8 protein-coding genes are annotated in these 13,807 nt (G+C 42.0%); 3 read left to right on the forward strand and 5 right to left on the reverse strand.

Features of this window, described 5'->3' with window-relative positions:
- Nucleotides 1–10: 10 nt before the first annotated feature.
- From glpK to DBT50_RS05500, 3 genes are all read right to left on the reverse strand, one after another.
- On the reverse strand, nucleotides 11–1,510 hold the full coding sequence (gene glpK / locus DBT50_RS05490; protein ID WP_111853496.1) for a glycerol kinase GlpK: 1,500 nt from the start codon (nucleotides 1,508–1,510) through the stop codon (nucleotides 11–13).
- A gap of 228 nt (nucleotides 1,511–1,738) precedes the next feature.
- On the reverse strand, nucleotides 1,739–3,127 hold the full coding sequence (gene ltrA, locus DBT50_RS05495; RefSeq protein ID WP_224785078.1) for a group II intron reverse transcriptase/maturase: 1,389 nt from the start codon (nucleotides 3,125–3,127) through the stop codon (nucleotides 1,739–1,741).
- A gap of 466 nt (nucleotides 3,128–3,593) precedes the next feature.
- Nucleotides 3,594–4,784: an acetate/propionate family kinase gene (locus DBT50_RS05500; protein WP_111853177.1), complete on the reverse strand. Its 1,191-nt coding sequence runs from the start codon at nucleotides 4,782–4,784 to the stop codon at nucleotides 3,594–3,596.
- 450 nt (nucleotides 4,785–5,234) lie between these two features.
- On the opposite strand from DBT50_RS05500, the gene DBT50_RS05505 reads away from it, so the two are divergent.
- Entirely contained in the window at nucleotides 5,235–6,203 is a 969-nt protein-coding gene (locus tag DBT50_RS05505) for an L-lactate dehydrogenase (protein WP_111853176.1), read from the forward strand.
- A gap of 50 nt (nucleotides 6,204–6,253) precedes the next feature.
- Here DBT50_RS05505 and DBT50_RS05510 read toward each other — a convergent pair whose 3' ends face one another.
- Together DBT50_RS05510 and DBT50_RS05515 are read right to left on the reverse strand one after the other, a co-directional pair.
- Complete coding sequence (locus DBT50_RS05510; protein WP_111853175.1) at nucleotides 6,254–6,697, reverse strand: SprT family protein; 444 nt, start codon at nucleotides 6,695–6,697, stop codon at nucleotides 6,254–6,256.
- 88 nt (nucleotides 6,698–6,785) lie between these two features.
- Nucleotides 6,786–8,936 (reverse strand): Tex family protein, encoded by a 2,151-nt coding sequence (locus tag DBT50_RS05515; RefSeq protein WP_111853174.1) that lies wholly within the window; start codon nucleotides 8,934–8,936, stop codon nucleotides 6,786–6,788.
- Nucleotides 8,937–9,277: 341 nt separating this feature from the next.
- Here DBT50_RS05515 and DBT50_RS05520 point away from each other — a divergent pair, with 341 nt between their 5' ends.
- Nucleotides 9,278–12,001, forward strand: coding sequence for a cation-translocating P-type ATPase (locus tag DBT50_RS05520; RefSeq protein WP_111853173.1), 2,724 nt, complete (start codon nucleotides 9,278–9,280; stop codon nucleotides 11,999–12,001).
- A gap of 313 nt (nucleotides 12,002–12,314) precedes the next feature.
- Nucleotides 12,315–13,685 (forward strand): FAD-dependent oxidoreductase, encoded by a 1,371-nt coding sequence (locus DBT50_RS05525; protein WP_111853172.1) that lies wholly within the window; start codon nucleotides 12,315–12,317, stop codon nucleotides 13,683–13,685.
- Nucleotides 13,686–13,807: the final 122 nt, after the last annotated feature.

The raw sequence follows: 13,807 nt of genomic DNA on the forward strand, positions 1-13,807 counted from the left end.
ATTCTCTTTCTTATTCATCTGCTGTAAAGACGCGGGTAGCTTTCACTGCCTGTTTCCAACCACGATAAAGTTGTTCTTTATGGGCATTATTCATTGAAGGGGTAAAGTTTTGTCCAGTACTTTGTAAACTCTTCAATTCATCAGTATCTTTCCAAAAGTCTACTGCTAAGCCAGCTAAATATGCAGCACCTAAGGCAGTAGTTTCTAGGTTTTTGGCCCGAGCAATTTCAATACCTAGAATATCCGCTTGGAATTGCATGAGATAATCGTTCATAGCAGCTCCGCCATCGACCTTTAATAGGTTAATATCAATGCCTGTATCTAGTTCCATGGTATCGATAATATCCCGAGTCTGATAAGCTAAAGACTGCAAAGTCGCCTTAACAAAGTCATTGCGGTTCGTTCCCCGGGTGAGGCCAAATACGGCTCCCCGTGCCCTGGAATCCCAGTGGGGTGCTCCGAGTCCTGTAAAGGCAGGAACCACATAAACCTCATCATCATCTTTAGATTGTTTAGCCAGATCTTCTGACTGAGGAGAGTCCTCAATCAAACCCATCTGGTCTCTGAGCCATTGGATCGCTGAACCGGCCACAAAAATCGACCCTTCTAGGGCATAAGTGACTTCTCCATTCAACCCGTAGGCAATAGTAGTCAACAGATTGTTCTCTGAGACTTGAAAATCAGTCCCCATATTCATGATGATAAAGGCGCCCGTGCCGTAGGTGTTTTTCACCATACCTGGCTCTAAGGCAAGTTGACCAAACAAGGCAGCTTGTTGGTCCCCCGCCATTCCAGAAATCGGAACCTCCGCACCATAAAAGTGGAAAGGAATCGTTTTGCCGTAAACTTCTGAATTGGATTTGACTTCAGGCAGAAGTTCACGCGGGATATTTAATAAGTCTAGGATTTCCTGGTCCCATTCTAAATCCTTCACGTTGAATAACATGGTCCGACTAGCGTTCGAATAATCCGTCACATGGACAGCGCCGTCGGTTAATTTCCAGACGATCCATGTATCAATGGTCCCAAAGAGTAATTCTCCATTTTCTGCTCGCTCTTGAGCGCCATCAACCTGGTCTAAGATCCAACGAATTTTAGTCGCTGAAAAATAGGGGTCAACCACTAAACCTGTTTTCTCTTGAATCATGTCTTTATGGCCATCAGCTATTAGTTGGTCAGCTATACTGCTAGTTTGACGCGATTGCCAGACAATGGCGTTATAAATAGGACGCCCAGTTTCCTTGTCCCAAATTACCGTCGTTTCCCGTTGATTGGTTATCCCAATTCCTTTGATTTGACGCGGCTTAATTCCCGTCTCAATAAAGGCTCCGGCAATGACTGACTGGACAGAGTTCCAAATTTGATTGGCATTGTGTTCGACCCAACCAGGCTTAGGAAAGATTTGGTCAAATTCCTTTTGATAGGAACCGATACTTTCTCCTTGGTGATTATAAATCACGGCTCGTGTACTTGTTGTTCCCTGGTCTATTGCTAAAATGTATTCTTCCATTTCACAGCCTCCTTTTAGCTGAAAACACCAACTAGGGTCATTATAGTGAAAGCGATTACATTTTGTACAGTAAATTGTTTTTATCACTGGAATTTTTCTTATGAAAGCCCTATAAAGGCAAATTTTAAAAACAATAATGTTTTTTCAGGAGAATCGAGTAGGACTCTGTCCGTTAGTCGGACAGAGGACCTCTCACACCACCGTACGTACGGTTCCGTATACGGCGGTTCAATATCTTAAATAGGCAGACTCCGCCAGGAGGGTTAATGATTTTAATCCCCACTGACGGAGTCTTTTTGTTGTCAGAGCGTAGTGCACCTCCGGTGTCTTGGATAGACGCCAATACTTCTTGCGTGAGAAAGCAATACGCTTCGCGCTTTCACTATCCAATCCCAACCGCATGAGGCGTATAATCTTCGTTCGACAGTTTTTCCATCGCTTCAAAATGAGTTGCCTTAGGCGATGGTTTAACCATTGTTCTATCTCTTCAATATAGGTTTTAATATAGCCTACTCCAAAATAGTTGATCCAACCTTGTGTGACTTGGTTGATCTCTTTTACAATGGTTTTAAAGGTACCTGGTCGCTTTCGACTTGTCAGACGTTTTAACTTTGCTTTGAATTTCTTCTTCGCTTCATTCGTCGGACGAAAACGACAACCCTTTCGGGTAGGCTTGATAAGGCAACCCAAGAATTTTAAACGGGTTGGCGAACCCACTTGACTTTTCTCATGGTTAACGGTTAATCGAAGATCTTTTTCAATGTAAGTAGTAATACTTTTTAGCACACGTTCTCCTGCTCGCTTAGATTTGACGAAAATCGCAAAGTCATCTGCGTAACGTACAAAACGATGTCCACGACGTTCTAATTCTCTATCCAATTCATTTAAATAAACATTACATAGAAGCGGTGAAATAACACCCCCTTGAGGGGTACCCGTATGACTGTCAATAAATTGACCAGACATATCAATAACACCTGCACTCATAAAACGTCTAAGAATACGTGATATCGCTGGATCTTTTACCATTTGTTCCAAGTAATGAATCATTTTATCTTGATTAAAATTATCGAAACAATTCTTTAGATCGCAATCAACCACAACTTTATAGCCTGTTTCGTAATAGTCGACACATTGTTTCAGTGCACTATGTGCACTCTTGCCTTTACGAAAGCCATGACTATAAGGTGATAGTTGAGGATCTATGATTGGTTCAATCACTTGTCGAATGGCTTGTTGAACAATGCGATCCCTGACCACAGGAATACCTAATCGACGAACTCCTCCATTGGCTTTGGGAATTTCTACCCGCTTGACCGGTTGAGGTTTATATGTTGCATTCATCAATTTCTGTTGTAAGGGTCTAAGATACTTTCTTACTTCAGCTTCCGCAGCTTCTGCGGAAACACCATCAATACCAGCTGCTCCTTTGTTCTTACGAACTAATTGAGCTGCTCGCATGAGGTTTTCTTCTCTGACAACGAGACTCATTAGAGACCCATCATGTCTTTTCATATATTCAATAGCTCTACCACTAAGCACATCTACATACTTTTCAGGTTCCACCTTATTCCTCTGTAGGCTGCGTTGCTTCCGCAACTTTTCTGCTTTTCCCATAATTGAGCTACCTCCCATCTAAATAAACATGGATATTGTTCAGTCCTTCGTTTCCTCTGGAAACTACTATGACTTCGGCTGACTTCTCACAGTAAACCTTTTTCGACCGGCTTCTTATAAGGGGACTCCTGCGCCGTCTGTGAGATCTCCCTGGGTAAGAACGACAACTTTCTACTCATGTCACTGCTTCATCTACTGTCTCAGATTCGTGCAGTATTGGACTTCACTTTGTCTGGCAAGCTCATCCATCTTTTGACAGCCTTTCTTTATGAAGTTTCTGTACGTCAGTGCAAGTATTTGCCTCCAACTTCCTTCAGATTCCACCTCACGGTGGACACCCTTGTCATTGGCTAACAGTTCCTACTGCAAAGGCCTGTAGTGGACTTTCACCACCGAGTTGTCGCCCATGCCAGGCGCACCAATAAAAAAGCAAGCAGCCTTAGCCACTTGCTTGAAGTCATTTTGCTTATTTAATATTTCCTAAACGCACCGTATCACGAACGATCATTAATTCTTCATCTGTTGGAATGACAAAGACTTTTACTTTAGAATCATCGGTTGAAATTAAGCCTTCTTCAACCGATTCGTTACGTTCCTTGTCTAATTCAATACCTAGTCTATCAGTATTTTCTAGGACTGCTTGACGGAATTCTGGAGAATTTTCCCCCACACCAGCTGTAAAGACAATGGCATCCGCTCCATTTAATTCGAATAAGTAAGAACCGATGTAACGTTTAACTGCATTGACATAAACGTCTAAGGCAATTTTTGCCCGTTCATTGCCTTGGTCAGCAGCTGCTTCAACGTCGCGCATGTCAGAAGATACCCCTGATATGCCTAATAAACCAGATTTATTATTAAGAACGGCAAGCATTTCTTCCATGCTTAGATTTTCTTTACGCATAACAAATTCCAGTAAAGAAGGGTCTACATCACCTGAACGGGTTCCCATAACAACCCCTGCTACTGGGGTGAAGCCCATGGATGTGTCAATGGATTGGCCGCCTTGAACAGCGGTAATTGAAGCCCCATTACCAATGTGGCAGGTAATGATGTTAACCTCTTCGACGGATTTGTCCATTAATTCTGCAGCACGTTGGGAAACGTATTTATGTGAGGTTCCGTGAGCCCCGTAACGGCGAGCACCATATTTTTCATAGTATTCATAAGGAGTTCCATAAAGATATGCTTTTTCAGGCATAGTTGTATGGAATGAAGTATCAAAGGCAGCAACAGCAGGTTTGCCAGGAAGTAATTCTTGGAAGGCACGAATGACTTGCGCTTCAGCAGGATTATGCAAGGGGGCATATTCACTAAGGTCTTCGATCGTTTTAAGGCCTTCTTCATCAATCAGTGCTGATTCCTTGAATCTTTCACCACCGGCTACAACACGGTGCCCAGTACCAGCAATTTCATCGTAATCTTCAATGATATTCAAGCTTTCTAACTTATCTAATAAAGTTTTAGTTGCTTGGTCATGATCCATCACATCTTTAACGTCTTGATGTTTTTCACCATTATATTTAATGGTAATGTTAGAATCACCTAGACCAATACGGTCAATCACACCAGAAGCAACAACTTCTTCACTAGGTATTTCATAAATTGAGAATTTTAAACTGGATGATCCAGCATTTAAAGCAAATACTTTAGACATATATGAACTCCTTTTTTAGATATTTTACACAAGCTTATTTTATCATAAAATAGGCGCTTACATTGCTATAAATACAGGAATTGCCCTAGTAAATATCTCCTAGAACAATAGCTAATCACTTATAGCAGATTAACCTAGATTATAGGAAAAATAGCTTTCCTACACGTTTACTATAACGATTAGGCCTGAAATTGGCAAATAAGTCCGCCTGAAAATAAAGGAAATTTTGCCTAGACGGAAATCGCTCAATCTCTAGCAAGCAGGCAGCCTCTATAGCTTAAGTGATCAAGCTCTTGCTAAAGTATTTTTCATTATTCTGAGAAAATAATAATAAAAAAATTAAATAAACTTGTAAAAACTTCTGCAAACGGTTACATTATAAGTGTAGGTTAACCATTTTTAGATAATATATAGCTATATTATTCACAAATTCATGATAGGAGGAATTGTATGTCAGAAATTCATGATGCTAAAATTATTCTAATCGGTGATGGTTCTGTCGGCTCAGCTTTTGCTTACCACAATGTCATTACTGGTGTTGGCCGTGAACTAGGTATCATCGATATCAATCAGGACAAGGTCTATGGTGATGTTCTTGATTTGGAAGACGCTACACCTTTCTCTCCGCGTAAACACATCTTCCAAGCGACTTACGAAGACTGTAAGGATGCCGATATTGTTGTCTTTACTGCTGGTATTCCTCAAAAACCAGGTGGAGAAACCCGTCTCGACTTAGTCGACAAAAATTTACCTATCTTTAAAGACATGGTCGGTCAAGTGGTCGACTCTGGTTTTGATGGGATTTTTGTAGTTGCTTCCAATCCAGTTGATATCTTAACTTACGCCACTTGGAAATTCTCTGGTTTCCCAAGTGAAAAAGTAATCGGGACTGGCACCTCACTCGATAGTGCCCGCTTTAGAGTTGAAATTGCCAAGGCCCTAGATGTCGATCCTCGTGATGTGACTGCTTATATCCTCGGAGAGCATGGGGATACAGAATTTGGTGCTTGGTCTCACGTTCTCATTGGTGGCCAACCCATTGAAAAATTTGCTACCAGCGATAACCGCCTTGACCAACAAGCTCGTCAAGATGAAATCACCGACTATGTAAGAAATAAAGCCTATGACATTATTAACGGCAAAGGGGCTACTTATTATGGGATTGGTAGTTGTATCAACCGTATCTGTCGGGCCATTTTGAATAATGAGCGAGCTACCCTACCCGTTTCAGCCCTGCTTGAAGATAACTACCAACAAGACGATATCTATATTGGTACGCCTGCGATTATAGGTAGTCAAGGGATTGAACAAGTGATTGAATTAGAATTAACCGAACGTGAACAAGGTTTCATGGATAATTCAGCCAATGCGATGCGTAAGATTATCGAAGATTCCTTTGCAAAATTAGAAGATAAGTAGTGACTCACAAAGAAGTTAAAAAGAGCGCTGGGTTTTCCCAACGCTCTTTTTTAGCGATCGATGAGACTTATGGGCCCTCGACATTTCCCACAAGCGTATTTTTTTATATTCATCCTTCGCTGACGATAATATTTTTGACCGCAGCGCTTACAACGATAAATATATCTGGGGACATTATCCCCTAAAGCTGGCGTAAAGCGTAAGCCATCAACTGATTTAAGTAAGTCTTTAAAGGCCTTATCTTTATGTTGGTAGGGCTGCCCCCTATGAAATAAATAGTAATGACAAAGCTCATGCTTAATGATTCCTATTAAAGCATCTTTTCCTAAAATTTCTAAGACTTTGGGATTGAATTCTAAACGATCTTGGCGGGGAATGAACCGCCCTCCTGTCGTGCGTAAACGCGGATTCCAAGTCACCTGCCCCTGAAAGGAAAAAGCAAAATTTTGGGCCGCAATTTTTCTAACTAAGTGTTCTAAGTCTTGCTCTTTCATTTTACTTTCCTTTCTAAAGGCCCTCGACTTAAAAGAAATTTCTTGATGCCTCTCATTCTGGAAAGAAATATCTCAAACCCTCAACACCTTATTGAGGTGCTAACATTGTTAGGCCAATGCGCCCTTTTTGAACGTCCACGGAATCCACCCAAACGTCAACGATATCTCCCACCGCAACGACAGCTTGGGGATCTTTGACAAAATGATGACTCATTTTTGAAATATGTACCAAACCATCTTGCTTAACCCCTATATCAACAAAGGCGCCAAAATCGACCACATTGCGAACTGTCCCTTGTAAGGCCATGCCTGGCTTGAGGTCTTCCAGTTTGACGACATCCTGGCGCAGCACTGGGCCTGCCACTTGACTACGGGGGTCACGCCCTGGAACTAAGAGCGCTTTTTGGATGTCTTTTAGGGTTTCTCGACCTATGTCATACTTTTGGCAAAGGCGATTAATATTCCAATTTTTAATTTTTAAATGGACGTCATCATCTCTAATAGTATTCGGGTCAATGTTATCAGCAGCTAGGATGGCTTCAGTTACTGCATAAGACTCAGGGTGAATACCGGTATTATCGAGGATATTCTTTCCTTCCGCAATCCGTAAAAAACCAGCTGCTTGTTCAAAGGCTTTTGGTCCCAAACGGGGAACATCATGTAGGTCCTTACGGGAATCAAATTTCCCGTTTTCGTTTCGATAAGTCACGATATTCTTAGCCACCGTCTTGGTTAGACCAGCCACGTGCCTTAAGAGTGAGGCTGAAGCGGTATTTAGCTCCACACCTACCCGGTTAACTACTAATTCAACGGTAAAATTTAATTGGTCATTTAATTTAGTCTGGTTCACGTCATGTTGGTACTGGCCCACACCGATAGCCTTGGGATCAATTTTAACCAATTCTGCTAAGGGATCCTGTAAGCGACGACCAATACTTACCGCTGAGCGTTCCTCCACTTGGTAATCAGGAAATTCTTTACGGGCAATTTCACTAGCTGAGTAGACTGAGGCACCACTTTCGCTAACTATGGTATAGCGACAACTTAACTGATTATCTTGGATCATTTGGGCGACAAATTCTTCCGATTCCCGGCTGGCTGTCCCATTACCAATCGCAATAATACCAATTTGATATTTTTCAACCAAGTCTGTGACCGTCTTTGCTGCAGCTTCCTTTTTATTATGTGGCGGGGTAGGATAAACCACGGTTTTGTCCAAAACCTGTCCAGTTTCATCTAATACGGCCAGCTTGCAGCCCGTACGATAGGCTGGATCCCATCCCAGGACGACTTGCCCTTTTAAAGGCTGTTGCATCAATAGATTTTTCAGGTTTTCACTAAAATTATCAATGGCATGGTCTTCCGCTGCTTCTGTGACTTGAGTCCGAATGGCCCGAAAGGCTTGTGGCAAAAGAAAACGATCCAGACTATCTTCGATAGCCTTTTCTAGCAGAGGGGCAGCAATTGAATCTTTAACAATTAAATCAGCACTGATTGTTTGTATCAAAGGCTCGGTCTTAATATCTAAAGAAACGCTGACCACTTTTTCTTTTTCGGCCCGGTTAATCGCTAGGACCTGGTAAGATTTGAGCTCACTTAGCGGGGCAGCAAAGTCATAATAAATCGCATAGGTTTCTTTTTCATCTTCGGCTTGGGCCCGCTTTTTACTAGCTAAATAACCTTTTTCCCAGACATATTGCCGGCTATGGGAACGATACTTAGCCACTTCACTAATCCATTCACACAAGATCTCGTGGGCTCCGGCTAAAGCTTCTTCTCCCGAATCTACCTGGTCATTGATATATTTTTCAGCTTCTTCTTCAATCGACCCGGAGAGTGGATTTGTCTTTAACCATTCCGCTAGGGGCTCTAAGCCCTGCTCTTTAGCCTTGGTGGCCTTAGTCCGCCGTTTCTTCTTATAGGGAGCATATAAGTCTTCCAAGGCTTGTAATTGGTCGGCTTCTAGAATTTCCTTCTTTAAGGCATCAGTTAATTTGCCCTGCTCATCAACGGCTTTAATAATGGTCTCTTTACGTTCCTCTAAATGTTCTTGGTATTCATAGGCCTCCTGAATCGATTGAATGGCTACTTCATCTAAGGAGCCGGTTCTTTCTTTACGGTAGCGAGCAATGAAGGGTACCGTATTGCCTTCATTAAGCATAGTAATTACATTTTCAATTTGATAGCTTTTATAATCGGGCAGTTCTTGCTGCAACTTTTCGATTAATTGATTAGTCATAAAGCTCCCCCTTTTCAACCTATTTACTATAACTTGACTTGCCCTTCTTGTCCATGGCTTTTATCAGCTCTAGCGATCACTGAGAGACTAAGCCCAATTATTCAAGACTTTCTCTAGAGCTGGCAATTGAAATAAAGGCGCCTTTAGCTTATAATAATTGCATAGCTTAGTGTAAAAGCACATAAGGGAGTAACCAGCAGTTCGCTGCGATAGTATCAACAACAGTAATCAAGCAGAGGCCCTGCTGGTGCTATCTTAAATGGTGAGACTTATGCTACAGAAATGTAGTATAAGTCTTTTTTACTACTATGATAAATATTTATATTGGAGGAGTGAATTTGATGGTAGAAACTCGTGATAAGAGTAATTTCTTTGTTCAAGAAGTTGACCAAGTAGAAAATACTCTACAAACCTCACGGCAAAGTGGGCTAAGCTCATCCGAAGCTAAATCCCGCTTAGAAAAAAATGGTCCTAATGAGATTCAAGAAGGGGAAAACCGGACCACCCTACAAAAATTCTTTGATCAATTCAAAGATGCCATGATTATTATCCTTTTAATTGCAGCAGCCCTATCTGTTGTACTTGAAGGTGTTGAAGGCATGGTGGATGCTATTATTATTTTAGCAGTGGTATTAATTAATGCCGTCTTGGGAGTTATCCAAGAAAACAAGGCAGAAGACGCTATTGCTTCCTTAAAAGATATGTCATCCCCCCAAGCCCATGTTATTCGTGATGGCGACTCGATCAAGATTGACTCACGCGAAATCGTTGTAGGTGATATTGTCGTCTTAGAAGCTGGCGATGTCGTTCCTGCAGACCTGCGCTTAACTGAAGTCAATTCCTTACAAATTGAAGAAGCTGCCCTAACCGGTGAATCTGTACCAGTGACTAAATCACTCGAAACCGTTCCGGAAGACGCCGCTTTAGGTGACCGGTTGAACATGGCCTTCTCATCAACGAATGTCACCTATGGCCGTGGCCAAGGGATCGTGGTGGCGACTGCTATGGATACCGAAGTGGGCCATATCGCAACCATGATTGAAGAATCCGACGAAAAATTAACCCCACTTAAAGAAGACATGAATGACCTGACCAAGTTCTTAACTTGGGCCATTGTTATTATCGCTGTCTTAATTTTCGTGATTGGCCTCTTCATGGAAACTTATGACTGGGTTGAAATGTTACTGGTCTCAATCTCCATTGCTGTTGCTGCCCTACCTGAAGGCTTACCAGCGATTTCAACCATTATTTTAGCCTTAGGTACCCAAAAAATGGCTGACCGCAATGCCCTAGTGAGAAAACTTCCAGCAGTGGAAACCTTAGGAGGAACCGAAGTGATTTGTTCCGATAAGACCGGTACCTTAACCCAAAACAAGATGACCATCGAAAAGGTATACTATAATGGTGAACTCCATGACGCTTCTGACCAAATTGATTTCAAGGAACCAGTCTTTAAGGTAATGGTCATGGATAATGACTCCACCCTAACCAACAATGGCGATCTTTCTGGTGACCCAACCGAAACCGCTATGATTCAATTTGCTCTCGATAAGGACTTTGATGTCAAAGCATTACTAAATGAACAACCCCGGCTTGGTGAAATTCCATTCGATTCAGAACGGAAAATGTCAACCACCGTCCATCCAACTGCACCTGACCACCAAGATAGAGGTCAATTTACAGTGATGACAAAAGGGGCTCCTGATGTCTTGATTGCTAACTGTGATTATTACTATGACAATGGCGAAATTAAAGAAATGACGGAAGACTACCGTCAAAAACTCTTAGACGCTAACGACAGTATGGCTCGTCAAGCACTTCGGGTTTTAGCGATGGCCTTTAAGTTCTTAGACCAAGAAGCTGATGAATATACTAGCGAAGAGCATGAACGTGGCTTGATTTACGCTGGTATGGTCGGAGAAATTGACCCTGAACGTCCAGAAGCCAAAGCTTCCATCGCTACTGCTAAGGATGCAGGTATCCGGACCGTGATGATTACTGGTGACCACCAAATTACGGCTGCAGCCATTGCTGAACGTTTAGGAATTATTGACGACAGCAATGATGAGAGTGCTGTAACTACCGGAGCTTACTTGGATACCATCTCCGATGAAGAGTTAGCCGATAAAGTGGAACAATTCTCTGTTTACGCCCGGGTAGCTCCTGAACATAAGGTACGAATTGTTAAAGCCTGGCAATCAAAAACCCATAATAAAGTCGTTGCCATGACCGGTGATGGGGTTAACGATGCGCCTTCCTTAAAACAAGCCGATATCGGTATTGGTATGGGGATCACAGGAACTGAAGTGTCTAAAGGGGCTTCGGACATGGTCCTGGCCGATGACAACTTTGCAACCATTGTTACCGCTGTTGAAGAAGGACGTAAGGTCTTTGCCAACATTCAAAAAGCGGTTCAATTCCTCCTATCAGCAAACTTAGGAGAGGTGATGACCCTCTTCATCGCTACTATCCTAGGCTGGCAAATTCTAGAACCTATCCATATCTTATGGATTAACTTAGTGACCGATACTTTCCCAGCTATTGCCCTAGGTCTTGAAGGTCCTGAAGCTGACGTGATGGAACATAAACCAAGAGGACGTAAGACTAACCTCTTGTCCGGTGGTGTTTTACCAGCCATTATCTACCAAGGGATTTACGAAGGTGGAATTACTCTCTTTGTCTTCTGGCTAGCTAAATATCGTCTGGGCTTTGAATTACCAGATGCAGAAGCCATGGCATTCTTAACCTTGTCGTTCATCCAATTAGCCCATGCCTACAACAGTCGTTCCGTTCACAAATCACTATTCCAAAGCAATCCATTTGCTAATAAGTGGTTAAACATTGCGACGATTGCATCGGCTGCCCTCCTCCTTGTTACAGTCTTTGTTCCAGGCCTAAATGATGCCTTCGGAACCGTGCATTTGGTTGGTGATCCTAATGCGCCAATGATGTGGACAGTAGTCATTCTCGCTTCACTTTCCATTATTGTTTACGTAGAAATTGTGAAATTCATTCTACGTTCCACTGGACTAGCAGAGAATTGGGAAGAGAATAAAAAACAATAAACTGACTATTACAAGTGACTAATAAAAACGAGGCTATGATTTTAAACAATCTCAAGCCTCGTTTTTTCTTTAACTCTTAATAATTAGCAAAAGTTTTGAACTATCATTTATCAATTAAATACATTTTTTGTATCATTTTTGCCCCTTTGGTGGCTGACTTTGGGTTTTTAACTGAATCATGAGCATTTCATTTAGTCCATGGACTAATTAGGTATAGACTGAACTTGTAGGTAAAATTTTACGTCAGAGTAAGTTTGTTTTACTTAAAAAGTTAATCAGCTGTTAATTGCTGATAAAAAATGGAGGTATATCAATGAAATACGCTATTGTTGGTACATCGCATGCTGGTTATGAAGCCGCTCAAACCATTCTTGAAGCGCAACCAGATGCAGAAATTAATTTATATGAAGCAGGTTCAACCGCTTCCTTCCTATCTTGTGGGATACAATCCTACTTAGAAGGTGAATCTGAATCATTAGATGACTTACATTACGCTAATGAAGCTTCATACAAAGAACAAGGCATTAATATCATGGTTAATACCGAAGTCGTTTCCTTTGATGGCGACGCTAAGACGGTTACCGTTAAAACCCCAGAAGGTGAACGGACAGATGACTATGACAAGTTAATCCTCTCCCCTGGTGCCATCCCAACCCCTCTACCTGTTGACGGCGTTGACGCTGAAAATGTCTTTTATCTCCGTGGTCGTGACTGGGCACAAAAAGTTCATGACCGTATGAAAGACGCTAAGAAAGTCGTTGTTGTCGGTGGTGGTTACATTGGGATTGAAGCGGCTGAAGCTTACGCCCTAGCAGGAATTGACACCACAGTCATTGACTTCCAAGACCGCATCTTACCCACCTACTTAGATGAAGAATTTACTGATATCTTAACCAAGAATGCTGAATCCCACGGTTTAACTTTCCATGGTGGTGAAGGGGTTCAATCCTTCGAAACTAAGGAAGGTAAAGTCAGTGCAGTCGTTACTGACAAGAATACATATGAAGCTGACACCGTAATTGTTTCTATCGGTATCAAACCTAATACCAAATGGTTAGAAGGTTTAGTTGATATGGACCAAAAAGGATTTATTGAAGTCAATGAAAAGCATGAAACTTCAGTAAAAGACGTTTACGCTGCTGGGGATGCTACCCTAGTACCATTTAGCCCAACAGGGAAGAAAGTTTCCTATGCTTTAGCTTCTACCGCTCGTCGCCAAGGCATTGTCGCAGCTAAAAATGCTTTAGGTGAAGAAGCAACCATTCGTCCAGTCTCAGGGACTTCTGGTCTTCACTTATTCGACTATGAATTCTCTACTTCAGGAATCAAAGATTCTAATGCCGACTGGTATGATGGTGAAGTGGACAGTAAGTATGTCACCGCTCGCTTACGCCCAACCTTCTTTACTGAATTAAATGACGACAATAACACCGTCTACATGCAAATCAACTTTGACAAAGAGTCTCATGTTGTGCTTGGTGCCCAATTTATGTCAAAAGGCAGTGTTGGCGAATTAGGTAACATTATGTCAGTTGTCATTGATCATAAGATGACTTTAGAAGAACTTGAAGCCCAAGACTTCTTCTTCCAACCAGAATTTGATGGCCCATGGCATCCAATCAACGTCTTAGCAATGCAAGCTTTAGGACGTACCTACGGATCCGATAAAATGTTATTTATGTAATTGAAGTAGTTCTAAATAAATTGAAAGGCAGGGTTTTGAGCCCTGCCTTTTTTATATTTGTTCCAAGCGCAAGACAAGCAACCACACCACGACATGTCGAGGAATTCTCTGCGTGAATTCTT

The organism is Aerococcus tenax, assembly GCF_003286645.3.
Classification (GTDB): Bacteria; Bacillota; Bacilli; order Lactobacillales; family Aerococcaceae; genus Aerococcus; species Aerococcus tenax.

Excerpts from the sequence above, each read along its gene's own strand:
- glpK (WP_111853496.1), bottom strand. The coding sequence starts at position 1,510 with ATGGAAGAATACATTTTAGCAATAGACCAGGGAACAACAAGTACACGA.
- ltrA (WP_224785078.1), bottom strand. The coding sequence starts at position 3,127 with ATGGGAAAAGCAGAAAAGTTGCGGAAGCAACGCAGCCTACAGAGGAAT.
- DBT50_RS05500 (WP_111853177.1), bottom strand. The coding sequence starts at position 4,784 with ATGTCTAAAGTATTTGCTTTAAATGCTGGATCATCCAGTTTAAAATTC.
- DBT50_RS05505 (WP_111853176.1), top strand. The coding sequence starts at position 5,235 with ATGTCAGAAATTCATGATGCTAAAATTATTCTAATCGGTGATGGTTCT.
- DBT50_RS05510 (WP_111853175.1), bottom strand. The coding sequence starts at position 6,697 with ATGAAAGAGCAAGACTTAGAACACTTAGTTAGAAAAATTGCGGCCCAA.
- DBT50_RS05515 (WP_111853174.1), bottom strand. The coding sequence starts at position 8,936 with ATGACTAATCAATTAATCGAAAAGTTGCAGCAAGAACTGCCCGATTAT.
- DBT50_RS05520 (WP_111853173.1), top strand. The coding sequence starts at position 9,278 with ATGGTAGAAACTCGTGATAAGAGTAATTTCTTTGTTCAAGAAGTTGAC.
- DBT50_RS05525 (WP_111853172.1), top strand. The coding sequence starts at position 12,315 with ATGAAATACGCTATTGTTGGTACATCGCATGCTGGTTATGAAGCCGCT.